Origin of the sequence: Kitasatospora sp. NPDC101801 (assembly GCF_044766665.1) — a bacterium.
Lineage (GTDB): Bacteria > Actinomycetota > Actinomycetes > Streptomycetales > Streptomycetaceae > Kitasatospora.
The window spans coordinates 85484-103163 of sequence record NZ_JBIWML010000020.1 but is presented as its reverse complement, the minus strand read 5'-3'; the positions used below and the strand labels follow the sequence as shown (position 1 = coordinate 103163).

Below are 17680 nucleotides of genomic sequence, written 5' to 3'. Positions count from 1 at the left end.
ATAGCATCCGTTCCGTACGGATTATGACGTTATGTCCGACCTGGGGAGCGCGACGGCATGGGAGACCCGGCACTGGTGGATCCGGCGACGGTGCGCAGGACGGCGGCGGAGGGCTGGCTCTGGGGGTTCAGCCTGCTGGAGAACTACCGGACCATGTACCCGCAGGCCATCGACGAGGCGGACCCGCGCCATGTCGGTGGCTTCGGTGTGTTCCGGCACTACCCGCAGCCCTTCACCGCGGCCAACACCGACGTGGTGACGCCGAACAACGACACCCCCTACTCCTGGGCCTGGCTCGACCTGCGGGCTGAGCCGTGGGTGATCGAGGTCCCGGCCGTCGACCGCTACTACGTGCTCCCGGTGCACGAACTCGACACCCCGTACGTCGGTTTCGTCGGGGCCCGCACCACCGGGCAGGAGGCCGGCCGCTACCTGGTCACCGGCCCCGGCCACCGGGACGTCCCGGCGGACGGCTTCGACGGGGTGCTGCGCGCCGACACCGACCTGCTCGGCATTCTCGGCCGCACCTACCTGGCCGGCCCGGAGGACGTCCCCGAGCTGGAGCGGATCCAGGCGCGGTACCGACTGCTGCCGCTGAGCGGGCACCTGGGCACCGAGCCGCCGCCCGCCGCACCCGAGCCGGTCTGGCCGGTCTGGCGGGAGGAGATCAGAGACAGTCCGGAGTTCTTCGTGCTGCTGGACTTCCTGCTCGGCTTCTTCCCGCCCCGCCCGGCCGGCAGCGCCTTCCCCGCCGAGCTCGACCTGCGCCGCCGGCTGGCCGAACTCGGTATCGGCAGCGGTGACTTCGAACCCGCCACGCTGACCGCCGAGCTGCGCGAGTCGATCGCCCAGGGCATCGCGGACGGCCGGGCCGAGCTGGAGCGGGCGGCCGCCCGGACGACCGGCTCGGACGGACTGTTCGGCACCCGGGCCGAGTTGGGCGAGGACTTCCTGACCCGCGCGGTCGGCGCCCACATGGGCCTGTACGGACTGCCGTCCGCCGAGGCCTGGTACGGCGGCTGGGCGGCCGACAGCGAGGGCAACCGGCCGCCGGACGCCTCGGAGCGCGACTACGTGCTGCACTTCCCGCCCGACCGGCTGCCGCCGGCCCGGTTCTTCTGGTCGGCCACCATGTACGGCCTGCCGGACCGACTGCTGGTGGACAACCCGCTGGAGCGGTACTCGATCGGCGACCGCACCCCGGGGCTGGTGTACGACCCGGACGGCGGGCTGACCCTGCACGTCCGGCACAAGCGTCCGGCCGACGCCGAGCACAGTGCCAACTGGCTGCCCGCCCCGGACGGCCCGTTCACCGTCGTGATCCGGGTCTACGGCCCCGACCAGGCCGTCCTGGACGGCAGTTGGACCATCCCACCGCTCACCCCGCGAGCGCCGGAGGTGGCCGGGGCATGACCGAGGCCAAGCCCGGAGCCCTGGCGGCCGACGCCTACGTCTACGGCTACCCGATGGTCTTCGACCTCACCATGGCCGACCGGTGCGTCCGGCAGGGCATGGGCAGCCTGCCCGCCACCGGGTTCAACCGCTTCGGCCACGCCGACCGGCTGGCCACGGCCGACACCGAGTTCGTCTCGGTGAACAACGACACCGTCTACTCGGTCGCCCAACTCGACCTGTCCGGCGGCCCGTTGCTGCTGGACGTGCCGGACACCGACGGTGCGTACCTGGTGCTCCAGTTCGTCGACGCCTGGACCAACAACTTCGCCTACCTGGGCCGTCGGGCCACCGGCACCGGCGCGCAGCGGCGGCTGCTGGTGCCCCCGCACTGGCACGGCACCCCCGCACCGGGCCTCCAGGTGATCGAGTGCCCGACCACGGTCGCCACCGTGGTCGGCCGGAACGCCTGCGACGGCCCGGCCGACCTGCGCCGGGTCCGTGACCTCCAGCAGCGGCTGACGCTGACCCCGCTGGAGCCCGGCGGGGTGTACGCGGGCCTGTCCGAGCCCGACCCCGAGGTGCCGGAGCAGCTCCGCTTCCTGGAACAACTGCGGGTCTGGGCGGCGCAGTTCCCGCCGGCGGCGGCCGACCTCGAGTACCAGCGGCGGTTCGCCCCGCTCGGCCTGCTGGACACCGGCAGCTCGCCCTACCGCAACCCCGCTCCGGACTGGGCCGCCGAGCTGGCCGCCGGACTGGCCGAGGGCCGCCGCCGGGTCGAGCTGGCGGGCCGCCCTGACCCGGGCAGGCCGGGCGGCGAGTGGATGCTCAACCTGCACCTCTTCGACTACAACCTGGACCACCTCGGTCCCGGCACCGTCGACGAGCCGCAGTGGCGGATCCCCGACCGCCGGGCCGCCCACCTGACCCGCGCGGTCGCCGCCCGGGCCGGACTCTGGGGCAACCACGCCTACGAGGCGGCGTACGCGGCCGTCTTCCAGGACGCCGACGGCCGGGCCCTGACCGGCGCCCGCTCGTACACCCTGCGCTTCGACAGCCCGCCGCCGGTGGACGCCTTCTGGTCGCTCACCATGTACGACGCCACCGACTACTACCTGGTGGCCAACCCGATCGACCGCTACTCGATCGGCGACCGCACCCCGGGCCTGGTGTACGCGCCGGACGGCTCGCTCACCCTGGTGCTCCAGCACCGCCGCCCGGACGACCCGGCGGAGGCGGCCAACTGGCTGCCCACCCCGGAAGGCGAGTTCCGCCCGATGATCCGGCTCTACCAACCGGGGGCCGCCGTCCTGGACGGGACGTACCGACTGCCGCCGATCCGGCCCCGCTGAGCGCCCGTCAGGGGCCGGGGCGCGGTGGTCCGGGCGGAGGCCGTGCGCTCCGCCGGGCCGGATCGCCGGCCGCGGGACCTGTAACACCCCGTGGCCGTCACTGCGTCAGACAAGTGTGAGCGGGTGGCGGCAGGCGGGGGAGTGGTGAGGGTGGGCGACCGGGGCGGGCGCGACCGGGACGAGCGGTACCTGGAGTTCGCGGCGGCGGGCGGGGGCCAGCTCTACCGCTCCGCCTGCCTGCTGACCGGCGGGGGCACCCACCTCGCCGAGGACCTGGTGCAGGAGACCCTCGGCCGGATGTACGCGCTCTGGCGCCGCTCCGGCTGGCTGCTCGGCGGCCGGACGATCGACAACCCGGCCGGGTACGCCCAGCGGGTCCTGTTCCGCAGCTACCTGAGCCACCAGCGACGGCGTAGCAGCACCGAGCGCCCGACCGGCGAACTCCCCGACCGGGCCGGGCCGGACGGCGACGACGGGACCCTGCGGCTGACCCTGCTCGAAGCGCTCGCCCGGCTCTCCGCCCAGGACCGGGCGGTGCTGGTGCTGCGGTACTGGGAGGACGTCAGCGTCGAGCAGACCGCCGAGATCCTGCACTCCAACTCCGGTGCCGTACGCACCCGGACCTCCCGCGCGCTGGTCCGGCTCCGCGCGCTGCTCGGCGACTCGCTGGCCGAGCTGATCGGGCACTGAGCGCCGCTTCCGATCCGCCGGGCCGCTGGGCCCGTTGCCTCCGATCCTTCCGAGAGACGGTGATCCGCGATGTCCGAACAGCCCGACTTCGAGGGCGAGTTGACCCAGGCCCTGCGCCGGGCCGGTGCCGCCTTCGAACCCGACCAGCACCGACTCACGCTCGGCGGAGCCGTCCGGGGCCGCCGGATGCGGCGCCGCCGGGCGTTCACCGTGACGGGTGGTGCGGCGGCCGTGATGCTGCTGGTGGCCGGCACGGTGGCCGTCGCGGGACTGCCCGGCGGCGCCGCCCGCCCGGTGCCCCCGGCGTCCAGTGCCTCACCGACCGCACCCGGCATGACGGGCCCGCAGCTGCTCGCCGCGCTCACCCCGCACCTGACCGGTTTTCAGGTGGTCGACTCCGAGGCGGTCGACACCGCCGAGTCCCTGCGCACCGGGCGGTTGCCGATGCTGTCGGTCACCGTGGACGACGGCCGGGGACAGGCCCTGGTGGTGGTCACCGTCAACCGGCTGCCGATCGAACCGGGCGGCGGCCCGGTCAAGATCGACTGCCCGTCCGGGCCGTCCGCGACCGAGATCTGCGAACAGAGCCGGACGGCCGACGGCGGCACCCTGACCCTCCGCCACCAGCAGCCGCCGGACGGGGACCCGGGGCGGAGCCGGTCGGCCACGCTGGTCACTCCCGACGGGCGGTGGGTGGACGCCAGCACGTACAACTTCGCCTCCATGGTCGACCAGAACCTCACCCGCGCGGAGCCCCCGCTCACGGTGGCCCAGCTCGGGGCGATCGCCGGCGACCCGGTCTGGCGACCCGCCTTCGAAGCGATCCCGGCGGCCGGGCTGACCCAGCTCACCCGCCCGGCGATGCTCGACGGGCAGCGGATCGCGGCCGTGGTCCAACCGCTGCTCCCCGCCGGTGCGGTGGTCGACCGGAGCAGGCCGGACGTCGACAGCCTGCACCTGCGGGTGAACTCCGGCGGAGTGGACGTCCTGCTCCGGGACTGGCGGAAGCCGCCGATGGGCACCCCGGCCGACGAGTTCGCCGGGGCCGAGCGGCTGGCGGACGGCACCCTGCTGCTCGCCAGGACCGAACCGAACGGTGGAGCCACCGAGCGCAACGTGGTCGAGCTGCTGCGTCCGGACCGGGTGCGGGTCACGGCCTCCGCGCTCAGCCCGCCCTCCGGTGAGGGCCGACCGCCCGTCGGTACACCGGTGCTGACGCTCGACCAGCTCCGCACCCTGGCCCTCGCGGTGGCGGCGGAGGCCAGGCAGGTGCCGTAGCCCGGTCACGGGGTCGCCTGGGGGGTGGGGGTCGCCGAGGCGGAGGCCGAGGCGGACGGCGACGGCGACGGCGACGGCGAGCCGGTGGGGGTCGGTGTGGCGGTGGGGCTCGGGCCGGGCCCGGGCGGGTCGGTCGGCGTGCTGCTGGGGGACCCGCCGGGCGTGGGCGACGGACTGTCGCTCGCCTCCGGGGTGGGGGACCGGGACGGGATGCCCCGGTCGGACGGGCCGCCCTCCAGGGTGACCACGGCCTGCGACGGCGGCAGGGCGATCCGGGCCCGCCACTGGTGGTCCGGGGCCCGGGACTGGTCGACCGTGACGGTGACGGTGATCCGCTGGGCGGGGGCCAGCGTGCCGGAGTCGCGGCTCAGCCGGAGCCAGTCGGCGTCCACCTCGGCGTGCCAGTGGATCGTGGTGCCACCGGAGTTGACCAGGGTGATCACCGTCCGCTCGCCGAACTCCTGCGCCTCGACGGTCAGCTGCCCCGGACCGGTCGGCAGTGGCGCACTCGGGGCTTCCAGCCGGGGCGTGGCGTTGCCGAGCCGGGTGGCACCGTGCCCCGGCACCGGGACGGCCGGGCCAAGGACTGACGGCAGCAACGTTTCTGCGCTCGTGGTGACCGACCCGGCCAGCTCAAGACCGTGCTCCGAGACGGTGGGCGCCGTCGGCGGCTCCTGCGCCGGTGGTGACGTCGGCTGCGCGGGCGTCTCCACCCGCACCGAGGAGAGCGCCGCCGAGCCCGCCACACCGTCGTCGCTGCGGTGTGCGCCCCAGAGCGCCACCACCGGCGCCGTCAGCACCGCCGCCAGCACGCCCGTGGTGACCACCCGCTGACGGACCGCCGGCCCGCCGAACCGGCTCGGCGCCCGGTGCCGGGGGAAGCCCCGCTGGTCGAACCGGAGCGCACCCTCCTCGGGCCCGGCCGGCCGCCGGGACACCATCCGGGCCCGCAGCTCCTCCGGCGCGGGCAGCAACGGCAGCCCGGGCAGCGCCGCCAGGCCCCGCCCCAGCTCGCCGGAGACCCGCTCGGCCGTGCCCCGGCAGGTCGGGCAGTCCACCACGTGCCGCACCAGCTCACGGCGCAGCGCCGGCCCGAGCACCCACTCCCGCCAGCTCTCCGCCCCGGCCCCGCCCAGCTCGGCCAGCACCGGGCAACTGCCCACGCCGAGCACCAGCAGCGCGACCCGCGTCCGCCATACCTCCGCCTCGGCGGCGGCCAGCAACTCGTCGCCCGCCGCCCGGGACAGCTCCAGCACGGCGGCCACCTCGTCCGGCCCGAGCCGGTGGCGGACCGCCAGCTCCAGCGCCTCGCGCTGCTCCGGCGGCGTGCCGGCCGCCTCCGGCCAGGCCAGCGACGCCAGCTCCCGCCGGTGCTCCGGCCCCGGGGCCACCAGGCCCTCGGCCAGCCGCCGCAGGCAGCAGTGCCGCGCCAACGAATACAGCCAGGCCCGGCGCAGCGCGGGATCGGCCAGCCGCTCGCCGTGCCGCAACGCGAGGTCACGCACCTCGCGGACCGCCGCAACGGTGGCGTCGTGCTCGCACAGGACGGAGAGACAGTACGTGAACAGCCCGTCGGCGTACTGGTCGTAGGCCGCCGCCGTGGACGTGGGGGAAGTCGTCACCCGTCCGACGCTAGGCACCTCGCCCCGCCCGGGGGCCGAATCGAGCCCCTTGTACTTCTTTCGGGTAACAACACCACCCGACCGAGAACCTTTGGCCGGCGCTTCGGAAGAGTCAGGGGCTCGGGGCTCTGCTGGTGTGCGGCTCCGCCGCGTGGGTGACGCCGGCCTTTTGGCAGGTGCTCGGCCCGCTACGGGGTCAGGGGCTCGGGGCTGTGCTGTTGTGCGGCTCCGCCGCGTGGGCGCCGCCGGCCTTTTGGCAGGTGGTCAGCCCGCTACGGAGTCAGGGGCTCGGGGCTCTGCTGATCTGCGGCTCCGCCGCGCGGGCGACGCCGGCCCTTGCAAGGTGATCCCTGCGTGGGCGGTCAGGCACTTTCGCAGTGACCCGAGCGCCAGATCTCCTCGCCCACGCGGCGGAGCCGCACCTCAGCAGAGCCCCGAGCCCCCGGACCGAAGACGGCCCAGCACCTGCCGAAGGCGAAACCCGGTTGTCGGTCCCAGCCGCTACGGTGGGCCGCATGGCTGCCCGCACCAAGACCACCGCCAAGGCCCGCCCGGCGTACCGCTGCACCGAGTGCGGCAACCAGCTGCCCAAATGGGTCGGCCGCTGCCCCGAGTGCAACGCGTGGGGCACGGTGGAGGAGTACGGCGCCGTCCCGATCCGGACCACCGCCGCCGGCCCGGTCAGCACCCCCGCGAAGCCGATCGGCCAGATCGACGGCAAGGTGGCGACCGCCCGGACCACCGGTGTGCCCGAGCTCGACCGGGTGCTCGGCGGCGGCCTGGTCCCCGGTGCGGTGGTGCTGCTCGCGGGTGAGCCCGGGGTCGGCAAGTCGACCCTGTTGCTGGACGTGGCGGCCAAGGCGGCCAGCGACCAGCACCGCACGCTCTACGTGACCGGCGAGGAGTCCGCCAGCCAGGTCCGGCTGCGGGCCGACCGGATCAACGCGCTCTCCGACCACCTCTACCTGGCCGCCGAGTCCGACCTCGGTGCGGTGCTCGGCCACATCGACGCGGTCAATCCCGGCCTGCTGATCCTGGATTCGGTGCAGACCATCGCCTCCGCCGAGCTGGACGGCGCACCCGGCGGCCCGGCCCAGGTCCGCGAGGTGGCGGGGGCGCTGATCCGGGCGTCCAAGGACCGGGGGATGGCGACGCTGCTGGTCGGCCACGTGACCAAGGACGGTTCGATCGCCGGGCCCCGGCTGCTGGAGCACCTGGTCGACGTGGTGCTGAGCTTCGAGGGCGACCGGCACGCCCGGCTGCGGATCATCCGGGGCATCAAGAACCGCTACGGCGCGACCGACGAGGTCGGCTGCTTCGAGCTGCACGACGAGGGCATCATCGGCCTGGCCGACCCGTCCGGGCTGTTCCTGACCCGGCGTGACAAGCCCGTCCCCGGGACGTGCCTGACGGTGACTCTGGAGGGCCGCCGGCCGCTGGTGGCCGAGGTGCAGGCGCTGATGGTCGACTCGCAGATCCCGTCCCCGCGCCGGACCACCTCCGGCCTGGAGTCGCCCCGGATCGCGATGATCCTGGCGGTGGTGGAGCGGCACGGCGGCGTGAAGCTCGGCAAGCAGGACATCTACACCGCGACGGTCGGCGGCGTGAAGCTCACCGAGCCGTCCGCCGACCTGGCGATCGCGCTCGCGGTGGCCAGCTCCTCCTCCGACACCCCGCTGCCGAACGGCCTGGTGGCGATCGGCGAGGTCGGTCTGGCGGGCGAGGTCCGCCGGGTGACGGGCGTTCAGCGGCGGCTCGCCGAGGCGCACCGGCTGGGCTTCACGCACGCCTTGGTCCCGCCGGACCCGGGCAAGGTCCCGCGCGGGATGAAGGTGGTCGAGGTGGCGGACATCGGCGAGGCACTGCAGGCCATCCCGGGCCGCCGCAAGGCCGCCGCGAAGCCCCGTACCGAGGCCGCCGGAGGGCCGCCCGCGCCCCGTCCCGCACCGGTCGCGGCACCCGTCGTGGCCTACCCGGAGGAGCTCATGGAGGGCTGGGAGCCGGTCGACTCGGACGAACTCAACTGACCCGGACCTCCTTATTGCCGAACGCCGTTAGACTTTCCCCTGTTTAATCGGCATGAAGTGCAGTAATGAGAGACAGACCGTCGGGCACCACGCCACGCGGTCCGGGTCGACCGGAGGAGTCACGTGGCAGCCAACGACCGGGCGGACAGGTCCTCCCGCGAGGAGGCCCTACTGCGGGCCTCCCTCACTGCCATCGCCCCGGGGACGGGTCTGCGCGACGGTCTGGAGCGGGTGCTCCGGGCCAACACCGGCGGGCTGATCGTGCTCGGCTTCGACAAGACGGTGGACTCCATCTCCACCGGCGGCTTCGTGCTGGACGTCGAGTTCACCGCCACCCGGCTGCGTGAACTGTGCAAGCTCGACGGCGCGGTGGTGCTGGACAAGGACATCACCAAGATCCTCCGGGCCGGGGTGCACCTGATGCCCGACTCGACCATCCCCACCGACGAGACCGGTACCCGGCACCGCACCGCCGAGCGGGTCAACCGGCAGACCGGCTTCCCGGTGGTCGCGGTCTCGCACTCGATGCGGCTGATCGCGATGTACGTGAACGGGACCAGGCGGGTACTGGAGGACTCCACCACCGTGCTCTCCCGGGCCAACCAGGCGCTGGCCACCCTGGAGCGCTACAAGCTCCGTCTGGACGAGGTGGCCGGCACCCTCTCCGCGCTGGAGATCGAGGACCTGGTCACCGTCCGGGACGTCACCGCGGTCGCCCAGCGGCTGGAGATGGTCCGCCTGATCGCGGCCGAGATCGCGGGCTACGTGCTCGAGCTCGGCACCGACGGCCGGCTGCTCTCGCTCCAGCTGGACGAGCTGATCGCGGGCGTCGAGCCCGAACGCGAGCTGGTCGCCCGGGACTACTTCCCCGAGCGGGCCGCCAAGCGCGGCAAGACCGTTCCGGACGTGCTCGCCGACCTGGAGGCGCTCACCCACGCCGAGCTGCTCGACCTGCAGACCGTCGCCAAGGCGTTCGGCTACCCGGGCACGCCGGAGTCGCTGGACTCGGCCGTCTCGCCGCGCGGCTACCGCCTGCTGGCGAAGGTGCCCCGGCTGCCCAACACCGTGATCGAGCGGCTGGTCGAGCACTTCGGCGGCCTGCAGAAGCTGCTGGCGGCCAGCATCGACGACCTGCAGACGGTCGAGGGCGTCGGCGAGACCCGGGCCCGTTCGGTCCGCGAGGGGCTCTCGCGGCTCGCAGAATCGTCCATCCTGGAGCGCTACGTCTGACCCTCGCTGTACGCGGGGGCGGGGCGGGGGCCCCGGGCCGAGGCCCGTTCCTTACCGGCCCGGGCTGACCCGTCCTCAGCCCTCGTTGGGGGCCGCCGGCTTGAGCGCGTAGAGCAGGCTGAGCAGCGTGACGTCCACCGCGTCCGGGTCGGTGCTGTCGCCCTCGGCCGCGAGCTCGTCGAGGATGCCGCCGAGCTGGTTGCGCAGTTTGACCACCCGCTCGGGGCGCAGGCGCAGCGTGAAGTGGCTGAACATCGCGGGTGAGGCGGGCTTGCCGGGCGCTGTGCTCGGCAGGTTGAGCCGGTCCGCCAGGTAGTGGTTGCGGAAATCGGTCCGGACCAGGTCGAGTGCGGCGAGCAGCGGGCCGATCGCCTCCTGCCGGTCGATGTTGCCGTCGGCGAAGACCGCGCCGGAGAGGCGCAGCGACTTCTGGGCCGGCCGGTAGCGGCTCTCGGTGATGCCCGACACCACCCTGGTGCCCGCCACCTTGATCAACGCGGTCTGTTCGAGCTGCTTGATGTGCCGGTAGAGCTTGGTCGGCGGCTCGTCGAGCGCGGTGGCGATCTCCTTGACCGTCAGCGGCTCCGGGTCGCGTTGCATCAGCAGGCCGATGATCGACAGCCGCACGGGGTCGGCGAGGGCCTTCAGCGTTGCCAGGTCGCCGACTTCACGCTCGTTCAGTTGCTCATCCACCGGTTCATTAACCCATGAACGTCAACGCTTGCGCCAATGCTCACCCTTCTGCAACCATTCACGCCGACGTGAATGGTTGCAGAAGGGTGACCGTCCACGCTCGGGTGAACGGGGTGGGGCATGACCGCGCAGCTGCAGGACGGGGATCGCGAGCACGGCGACGAGGCACCGGTGACGGCAGCCACGGCCCAAGCGCCAGTGGAGGCACAGGCACAGGCACAGACCGGGGCCCAGGCGCCGGCCCCCGAGCCTCGGGCCGTCCGCCTCGTCCCGCTGCACCGCAACTGGCGCTACCAGGCGCTGTGGAGCGGAGCCGCCGCCTCGATGCTCGGCACCATGCTCGCCGACACCGCCTACCCGCTCCTCCTGCTGGCGATGACCGGTTCCCCGTTCCTGGCCGGAGCGTTCGGTGCGGTCCAGTTCACCGCCTCACTGCTGTTCGGCCTGCACGGCGGCGCCCTCGCCGACCGCCTCGACCGCCGACGGATCCTGATCGTCGCCGACACCGTCCGGCTGCTGGCCGCCCTCTCCGTCCCGGCCGCCCTCTGGCTGGACCGCTTCACCGTCTGGCACGCCCTGCTGGTGGCCGCCGTGATCGGCACGAGCATCGCCTACGCGGGTCCGGTCCGCACCCTGGCGGTCCGTTCGCTGGTGCCGCCCGCGCAGCTGCGGCAGGCGCTCACCCAGGACGAGGTCCGGGTCAACGGTGCGGCGCTGCTCGGCCCGCCGCTGGCCGGGCTGCTGCTCGGCCTGGGCCGGACCGTCCCGTTCCTCGGCGCCGCCCTCGCCTCGCTCTACTCGCTCGCGACCGCCTGCCTGGTCCGCTTCGACGGCCGTCCGGCCGGGCCGAGTACCGACCGGGCTACTGCGGGCGGCCCGGCCGACAGTGCGCTGGCGGGCCTCCGGGTGCTCTGGGCCGACCCGTTGATGCGGGCCGTGGTCGGTGTGGTCGGCGTGATCAACCTGATCGGTGCCGCGACCCTGCTGCCGCTGATGGTCCTGCTCCGGGACGGCGGTACCTCGACCACCGGCACCGGCCTGGTGCTGGCCGGCGAGGCGGTCGGCGGACTGCTCGGCGCCCTGCTGGTCCGCCCGCTGCACCACCACCTGTGCCCCGGGCGCCTGTTGCTGGGCGTCGCCTGGTCCATCGTCCCGCTGCTGCTGGCCCCCGCCCTGGTCGGTGACCCGGTCGAGCTCTTCCTGCTGCTCCTGGTGGTGTCGCTCGGGGTGCCCGCGCTGCGGGTGATGGTGGACCTGCTGATCTTCCAGCAGGTCCCCGACGACCTGCGGGGCCGGGTGATCGCCGCGACCATGACGCTCTTCATGCTCGGCATGCCGCTGGGCGGCTTCGTCAGCGGACTGCTGCTCGACCACCTCCGGCCGGTCGCCGTGCTCCAGCTGCTGACCGCCCTGCTCGCCGTCGCCCTGCTCCCCGCCACCTTCAACCGCGCGCTGCGCCACGCGGCCTGGCCCGCCCGGACCGCTCAGGCCGACGCCCGGTAGCGCCCGGCCCGGCTTGAACCGGCCGGAACCGGGCGGGCCGGAGAGCTGGGCCGGGGAGGTCAGTCCTCCAGGCGGATCGAGGTGCGGGCCGAGACCGGACCGCCGGCCGGGCCGTTGAGGGTGGCCTGGACCAGGTAGCGGCCGATCGGCGCCGGAGCGGCGTCCGGGGTGGCGCACTGTGGCTTGCTGCGGCCGCGCTCCCAGGTGAACGTCTCGGTCAGGCCGCTGCCCGCGCCGAGCTGGACCCAGGTGTCCTGACGGTCCGTCGGGCAGTCGCCGGAGGACCAGACCCGTTCGTTGGACTCGGCCAGCGTGACCACCACGCTGGAGGCGGTCCGGCCGAGGTTGACCCGGCAGGTGCCGGTCGAGGTGTTCCGGACGGTGAGCGAGAGCCGGGGCTTGTCCTTCGCCTTGTAGGCGTCCTGACTGCCCGCCAGCTCCAGCGAGACCTGGGAGGCGGTGCAGACCGGGAGGGCCATCACCTCGGCGGTGTTCACCGGCGGGGGAGTGCTGCCGCCGCCGGTGGTGCCGCCCGCGCCGCCCGTACCGGTCGTACCGGCGGTGCCGCCGCCGGCGGTGCCCGCGCCGCCCGTGGTCGCGGTGCCGCTGCCCGTGCCGCCGTTGGTGAGGCTGACCTCGCCGCCGCCCGAGCCCGAGACCCCGCCGGTGGCGGCCGAGCCGCCGGTGCCGCCGGGACGGGTGGTGATCGCCGGCCCGGTGGGGTCGGCACCCGGGGTGATCGACTGGGCCGGAGCCGGCTGGGCCGCCTTGCCCTGGCCCGGTTTCCCGCCGCCGCCGGAGCCCGTGACCAGCCAGAGGACCAGCGCGAGGAGGGCTGCCACGGCCACGAGCACGACGACGCGCCGTCGCCAGTAGATCGAGGCCGGCAGCGGTCCCACGGGTTGACGCAGAGAAGGCACGCGCAAACTCTACGAGACCCGGCGTACCCGATGGTGCATCAACACCGCTGCTGCGCCGGTTCCTTCACATCATCCGTGTTTTGCTCCGGACGGGGGAGCGGGACGAGCGCCGCTGCGAGCCGTTCCTCGGAGGACGAAGTCGTCGGTCACACTGTGGGCCGGTCTTCCGCAGATCGCCCGTCGCGGCCGCCCCGGAGGGCGTCCGGGCGGCCGGGGCGGCCCCCGTTCCCCCGGGTGGAGCAGGGCGGCCCGCATGGCAGGATGGACGCGCCATGGCTGCCACCCCCGTGATCCCCGCCCCGCTGCTGCACTCGACCGTGCTCGACTGGTACGAGGCCAACGCCCGCGACCTCCCCTGGCGCACCCCGGAGGCGTCGCCCTGGGCCGTGATGGTCAGTGAGTTCATGCTCCAGCAGACCCCGGTGAAGCGGGTGCTGCCCGCCTACGCCGCCTGGCTGGAGCGCTGGCCGACCCCGGCCGACCTGGCCGCGGACGCGCCGGGCGAAGCGGTCCGGATGTGGGGCCGGCTCGGTTATCCGCGTCGGGCGCTGCGGCTGCACGCCGCCGCCGTCGCGATCACCCGGGAGCACGACGGCCGGGTCCCCGACGACCACGCCGCGCTGCTCGCGCTGCCTGGCGTCGGCGAGTACACCGCAGCGGCGGTCGCCTCGTTCGCCTTCCGGCAGCGCCATGTGGTGCTGGACACCAACGTCCGCCGGGTGTTCGCCCGCGCGGTCGAGGGCGTGGAGTACCCGGCGCAGGCCACCACCGCCGCCGAACGCCGCACCGCGACCGGCCTGCTGCCCGCCGACACCGGCACCGCCGCCGCCTGGGCGGTCGGCGTGATGGAGCTCGGCGCGCTGGTCTGCACCGCCCGCAGCCCCGACTGCGGCGGCTGCCCGCTGCGCCGGCACTGCGCCTGGCAGGAGGCCGGCTGCCCGCCGTACCAGGGCCCGCCGCGCCGGGGGCAGACGTACGAGGGGACGGACCGTCAGGTCCGGGGCAAGCTGCTCGCCGTCCTGCGGGAGGCGCACGGCGAGGTCCCGCAGGCCCGGCTGGACGTGGTCTGGCCGGACCAGGTCCAGCGGGCCAGGGCACTGGACGGCCTGGTCGCGGACGGGCTGGTCGAGCCGGTCGCCCAGGGCGTGTACCGGCTCCCGCAGTAGGCCAGCGAACGGCGGATGCCCGGGCCGCCCCTCCGTGGGGTGGCCCGGGCATCCGCCGTACGGTCAGACCGCAGCGGCCTCGAGCGACTTCTCGGCGGGCGCGTCACCCGCGCCGCGCAGCGGGGTCTCCCGCATGAACAGCGCGGCGGCCACGGCGACCAGGCTGATCACCGCACCCCACAGGAAGACGGTGTGCATGCCGTTGGAGACGGCGTGGTGGTACGCGTCCTGGAACTTCGCCGGCAGGGCGCGCAGCGCGTCCGGGCCCAGCTGGCCGTGGCCGCCGGGGACCTGCGCACCGGAGGCGGCCATGGTCGAGGTGACCTGGTTGTTGAACAGGGCGCCGAACAGCGCGACACCGAACGAGCCGCCGATGGTGCGGAACAGGGTGGCGGTGGAGCTGGCCACGCCCATGTCCTTGAGCTCGACGCTGTTCTGCGCGACCAGCATGGTGATCTGCATCAGGAAGCCCATGCCGGCCCCGAGCACCACCATGTAGCAGGCGGAGGTGAACTGGCTGGTGTCGGTGCCCAGGGTGGAGAGCAGCAGCGAGCCGCCGGCCATCACGGTGGTGCCGATGATCGGGAAGATCCGGTACTTGCCGGTCTTGGTGACGATTCCGCCGACCACCAGTGAGACGACCAGCATGCCGAACATCATCGGCATCAGCAGCAGACCGGAGTTGGTCGCCGAGGCGCCCTGCACGGTCTGCTGGTAGAGCGGCAGGAAGGTGACGGCGCCGAACATCGCGAAGCCGACGATGAAGCCGATCACCGACACCAGCGCGAAGTTGCGGTTGCGGAACAGGCCGAGCGGCAGCATCGGCTCCTCGGCCCGCTGCTCGACGTAGCAGAAGCCGATCAGCGAGGCGACGGCGAGCGCGCTCAGGCCGAGGATCTGCTTGGAGCCCCACGCGTACTCCTGGCCGCCCCAGGTGGTGATCAGGACCAGCGAGGTGATGCCGACGGTCAGCAGGATCGCACCGAGGTAGTCGATCTTCGCGGTGGAACGGACCTTGGGCAGCTTGAGCGTCACCACGATGAAGGCGAGCGCGACGATGCCGAGCGGCAGGTTGATGTAGAAGGTCCAGTGCCAGCTCAGGTGGTCGGTGATGAAGCCGCCGACCAGCGGGCCGCCGATGGTGGCCAGCGCCATCACGGCCGCGAACATGCCCTGGTACTTGCCGCGGTCACGCGGCGGCACCAGCGCGCCCATGATCGACATCACGCCGACCATCAGGCCGCCCGCGCCCAGACCCTGGACCGCGCGGAACGCGATCAGCTGGGTCATGGTCTGCGAGAGCCCGGAGAGCGCCGAGCCGAGCAGGAAGATCCCGATCGAGATCAGGAAGGTGCCCTTGCGGCCGTACAGGTCGCCGAGCTTGCCCCAGATCGGGGTGGAGGCGGCGGTGGCCAGGGTGTACGAGGTGACCACCCAGGAGAGGTGCTCGGCGCCGCCGAGGTCTCCGACGATGGTGGGCATCGCGGTGCCCACGATCAGGTTGTCCAGCATCGCCAGGAGCATGGCGACCACCAGACCGATCATCACCAGCCGGATCTCGCGCGGGGTGCGCGGAGTCGGATCGGCTTCCGGCACCTCGGCCGCCGCCGAGGTGTCGACCTGCTGTTTCGGCATGCTTCTGTCTCCCGCTGCGGCGCCCGGCGGCTAACTTACTTGCCGACCGGCTAGTGAATGGACCAGTGGCACGGTAAGTTGTCCGTATGCTGGGCGTCAAGCCGAATACTCGCGTACGAGCCCGGCCACAGGGAGAATGCGAGTCCGGAGGCCCGGGACACCGTAGTCTCCGCCCCGATCGCAGTCCTGAGGCAGGCCGCCAACCCATGAGCACCACGCAGAGCCCCCGTACCGACACCAGGGCGCGGATCATCGACGTGGCGCTGGAGTTGTTCGCCGAACAGGGCTACGAGAAGACCTCGTTGCGTGAGATCGCGGACCGGCTCGGGGTCACCAAGGCCGCGCTGTACTACCACTTCAAGACCAAGGACGACATCGTCCACGGCATCGTGGAGAGCATGGCCGCACCGATCGACCAGGCGATCGCCTGGGGCGAGGGCCGGGCCTGGTCGCCGGAGCTGCGGGACGAGCTGGTCCGGCGGTTCGCCGCCGGGATGGCGGAGCGGGCGCCGCTGCTGCGGTTCTTCCACGAGAACCAGCCCGCGCTGCGGGACTCGCCGGCGGGGCTGCAGTTCAAGGGCCGGATGTTCGCGATGATCCGGCTGGTGCACGGTCCGGACGCGAGCTTCCAGAACCGGCTGCGCGCCGCGATGTCGCTCTTCTCGATCAACACCGCGCTCTTCCTGCTCAAGCAGGACCAGGCCGAGGAGGCCGACCACCCCTGCGGCGGCGGCCACGCCACCCTCGCCGACGCGACCGACGCGGCCCTGGAGGTCGCCCTCGAGATCGCCGGCCTGATCGACCCCTCCTGACCTCTCGGCAGGTGCTCAGCCGTCTACGGCGCCAGGGGCTCGGGGAACTGCGACGCCGGCCTCGTGCAAGGTGATCTGTTCAGGGGTGGTCAGGCACTTTCGCAGTGACCCGAGCGCCAGATCTCCTCGCAGTTCCCCGAGCCCCTGGGTAGTCGACCGCTGGGCGCCTGCCTACGGCATAGCCCCGAGCCCCTGACCGTAGCGGCCGAAGGGGCAGCCCCGGGCCCCTGGGTGGTCGACCGCTGAGCGGCTGCCGGAAGCGTCAGAAGTCGGTGACGCCCCGGGCCGCGAGGAAGGCGATCGGGTCGATCACGGCGCCGTACTTGTTGGCGCTGCGGATCTCGAAGTGCAGGTGCGGGCCGGTGGAGTTGCCGGTGGTGCCGGCCTTGCCGACCTGCTGACCCGGCGTCACGGTCTGGCCGGCGTGCACCGAGAGCGAGGACAGGTGCGCGTACTCCGCGAAGTGCCCGTCGGAGAGCCGCAGGACGACCTCGTTGCCGTACGCGCCGTCGTACCCGGCCGAGACCACGGTGGCGTCGCCGACCGCGAGCAGCGGGGTGCCGACGGAGACCGCGAAGTCCACACCGGTGTGGTATCCCGCCGCGTACGAGGGGTTCTTCTTGCCGTACGGGTTGCTGATCGGCTCGCCGGGCGTCGGGGCGGACCACGCCGGGGCGGCGGGCACCGGCGCGGGGGCCTCGGTGGGCGCGGGCGCGGGCTCCGGCGCGGGAGGCGTTTCCGGGGCGGGCGCGGGGGCCAGGTTGTCGGCGACGGTCACCGCGTCCTGGGAGGAGCGGGAGGAGGCGGAGCCGGGCAGCCGGTACGGGCTCGGCTCGGCGACCTGCACCAGCGCGGCCTGCTGTGCACCGGCGGGGGTGGCGGAGTCGTAGGCGGCGGAGGTGAAGGCCGAGCTGCCCGGGGTGGTCGGCAGCACGGTCTGCGCGGCGGCGGTCGCGGGCAGCAGCAGGGCGCCGCCGGCCAGCGTCAGGGCGCCGCTCCAGGCCACTACCGTCCGGCGTTCCCGCACCCAGGCGGTGACGCTGTGAAGGGAAGACATCGGGTGACGACACCTCGTGGTTCGGGAACAGGGGACCAGTCAGATGTAAACGGTCGGCCCGGGTGCCCCAAAATGGTGTGACGTACGACGACGCGTAGTCGACCCCGGCCCGGCCCGGCCGGTCGACCCCGGAATGATCTCCTGATCGACCCACCCCATCGGGCGAACCGGGCATTTCGCTCCACCAGACGGCAGCTACTACCCGACCTCGTACCAGCCGCCAGCGGTGTGACGAGCCCCACCGGAGGGCCTGGTCTACCCGCCCCGGCCGAGCGGCAATCGTGAGCCGGGCCACAGTTTCGC

General features: G+C 73.4%; 14 protein-coding genes. 9 read left to right on the top strand and 5 right to left on the bottom strand.

Annotation, left to right across the window (positions count from 1 at the left end; all coding sequences use genetic code 11):
* Nucleotides 1-57: 57 nt before the first annotated feature.
* The 4 genes from ACIRPK_RS22155 (at nucleotide 58) to ACIRPK_RS22140 (ending at nucleotide 4712) form a co-directional block, all read left to right on the top strand.
* Nucleotides 58-1413, top strand: a complete 1356-nt coding sequence (locus ACIRPK_RS22155; protein ID WP_403040990.1) for a DUF1254 domain-containing protein — start codon at nucleotides 58-60, stop codon at nucleotides 1411-1413.
* Nucleotides 1410-2744, top strand: coding sequence for a DUF1254 domain-containing protein (locus ACIRPK_RS22150; RefSeq protein ID WP_403040989.1), 1335 nt, complete (start codon nucleotides 1410-1412; stop codon nucleotides 2742-2744). The genes ACIRPK_RS22155 and ACIRPK_RS22150 overlap by 4 nt, the downstream gene beginning before the upstream one ends.
* Before the next feature lie 150 nt (nucleotides 2745-2894).
* On the top strand, nucleotides 2895-3434 hold the full coding sequence (locus ACIRPK_RS22145) for a SigE family RNA polymerase sigma factor (protein ID WP_403040988.1): 540 nt from the start codon (nucleotides 2895-2897) through the stop codon (nucleotides 3432-3434).
* 69 nt (nucleotides 3435-3503) lie between these two features.
* Nucleotides 3504-4712, top strand: a complete 1209-nt coding sequence (locus ACIRPK_RS22140) for a hypothetical protein (RefSeq protein WP_403040987.1) — start codon at nucleotides 3504-3506, stop codon at nucleotides 4710-4712.
* Between the two features lie 5 nt (nucleotides 4713-4717).
* On the opposite strand, the gene ACIRPK_RS22135 is transcribed toward ACIRPK_RS22140, so the two are convergent.
* Nucleotides 4718-6334 (bottom strand): hypothetical protein, encoded by a 1617-nt coding sequence (locus tag ACIRPK_RS22135; protein WP_403040986.1) that lies wholly within the window; start codon nucleotides 6332-6334, stop codon nucleotides 4718-4720.
* Between the two features lie 515 nt (nucleotides 6335-6849).
* On the opposite strand from ACIRPK_RS22135, the gene radA reads away from it, so the two are divergent.
* On the top strand, nucleotides 6850-8361 hold the full coding sequence (gene radA, locus ACIRPK_RS22130) for a DNA repair protein RadA (protein WP_403040985.1): 1512 nt from the start codon (nucleotides 6850-6852) through the stop codon (nucleotides 8359-8361).
* A 171-nt stretch (nucleotides 8362-8532) separates the two neighbouring features.
* Nucleotides 8533-9591 (top strand): DNA integrity scanning diadenylate cyclase DisA, encoded by a 1059-nt coding sequence (disA, locus tag ACIRPK_RS22125; protein ID WP_403041003.1) that lies wholly within the window; start codon nucleotides 8533-8535, stop codon nucleotides 9589-9591.
* Nucleotides 9592-9666: 75 nt separating this feature from the next.
* On the opposite strand, the gene ACIRPK_RS22120 is transcribed toward disA, so the two are convergent.
* A complete protein-coding gene (locus tag ACIRPK_RS22120) occupies nucleotides 9667-10284 on the bottom strand; it encodes an ArsR/SmtB family transcription factor (RefSeq protein WP_403040984.1) in 618 nt (205 codons plus the stop codon).
* A 120-nt stretch (nucleotides 10285-10404) separates the two neighbouring features.
* Between ACIRPK_RS22120 and ACIRPK_RS22115 the strand changes: the two genes are divergently transcribed.
* Entirely contained in the window at nucleotides 10405-11787 is a 1383-nt protein-coding gene (locus ACIRPK_RS22115) for an MFS transporter (RefSeq protein ID WP_403040983.1), read from the top strand.
* 59 nt (nucleotides 11788-11846) lie between these two features.
* Here the strand turns inward: ACIRPK_RS22115 and ACIRPK_RS22110 are convergent, their stop codons facing one another.
* Nucleotides 11847-12707, bottom strand: a complete 861-nt coding sequence (locus ACIRPK_RS22110; protein WP_403040982.1) for a hypothetical protein — start codon at nucleotides 12705-12707, stop codon at nucleotides 11847-11849.
* A 272-nt stretch (nucleotides 12708-12979) separates the two neighbouring features.
* Here ACIRPK_RS22110 and ACIRPK_RS22105 point away from each other — a divergent pair, with 272 nt between their 5' ends.
* Complete coding sequence (locus tag ACIRPK_RS22105) at nucleotides 12980-13873, top strand: A/G-specific adenine glycosylase (protein ID WP_403040981.1); 894 nt, start codon at nucleotides 12980-12982, stop codon at nucleotides 13871-13873.
* Between the two features lie 63 nt (nucleotides 13874-13936).
* Here the strand turns inward: ACIRPK_RS22105 and ACIRPK_RS22100 are convergent, their stop codons facing one another.
* Nucleotides 13937-15508: an MDR family MFS transporter gene (locus ACIRPK_RS22100; protein ID WP_403040980.1), complete on the bottom strand. Its 1572-nt coding sequence runs from the start codon at nucleotides 15506-15508 to the stop codon at nucleotides 13937-13939.
* 206 nt (nucleotides 15509-15714) lie between these two features.
* On the opposite strand from ACIRPK_RS22100, the gene ACIRPK_RS22095 reads away from it, so the two are divergent.
* The gene (locus ACIRPK_RS22095) at nucleotides 15715-16320 is read left to right on the top strand and encodes a TetR/AcrR family transcriptional regulator (protein WP_403040979.1); all 606 of its coding nucleotides are present in this window, start codon (nucleotides 15715-15717) and stop codon (nucleotides 16318-16320) included.
* Between the two features lie 262 nt (nucleotides 16321-16582).
* Here ACIRPK_RS22095 and ACIRPK_RS22090 read toward each other — a convergent pair whose 3' ends face one another.
* A complete protein-coding gene (locus ACIRPK_RS22090) occupies nucleotides 16583-17377 on the bottom strand; it encodes a M23 family metallopeptidase (RefSeq protein ID WP_403040978.1) in 795 nt (264 codons plus the stop codon).
* Nucleotides 17378-17680: the final 303 nt, after the last annotated feature.

Excerpts from the sequence above, each read along its gene's own strand:
- ACIRPK_RS22155 (WP_403040990.1), top strand. The coding sequence starts at position 58 with ATGGGAGACCCGGCACTGGTGGATCCGGCGACGGTGCGCAGGACGGCG.
- ACIRPK_RS22150 (WP_403040989.1), top strand. The coding sequence starts at position 1,410 with ATGACCGAGGCCAAGCCCGGAGCCCTGGCGGCCGACGCCTACGTCTAC.
- ACIRPK_RS22140 (WP_403040987.1), top strand. The coding sequence starts at position 3,504 with ATGTCCGAACAGCCCGACTTCGAGGGCGAGTTGACCCAGGCCCTGCGC.
- radA (WP_403040985.1), top strand. The coding sequence starts at position 6,850 with ATGGCTGCCCGCACCAAGACCACCGCCAAGGCCCGCCCGGCGTACCGC.
- ACIRPK_RS22115 (WP_403040983.1), top strand. The coding sequence starts at position 10,405 with ATGACCGCGCAGCTGCAGGACGGGGATCGCGAGCACGGCGACGAGGCA.
- ACIRPK_RS22105 (WP_403040981.1), top strand. The coding sequence starts at position 12,980 with ATGGCTGCCACCCCCGTGATCCCCGCCCCGCTGCTGCACTCGACCGTG.
- ACIRPK_RS22100 (WP_403040980.1), bottom strand. The coding sequence starts at position 15,508 with ATGCCGAAACAGCAGGTCGACACCTCGGCGGCGGCCGAGGTGCCGGAA.
- ACIRPK_RS22095 (WP_403040979.1), top strand. The coding sequence starts at position 15,715 with ATGAGCACCACGCAGAGCCCCCGTACCGACACCAGGGCGCGGATCATC.
- ACIRPK_RS22090 (WP_403040978.1), bottom strand. The coding sequence starts at position 17,377 with ATGTCTTCCCTTCACAGCGTCACCGCCTGGGTGCGGGAACGCCGGACG.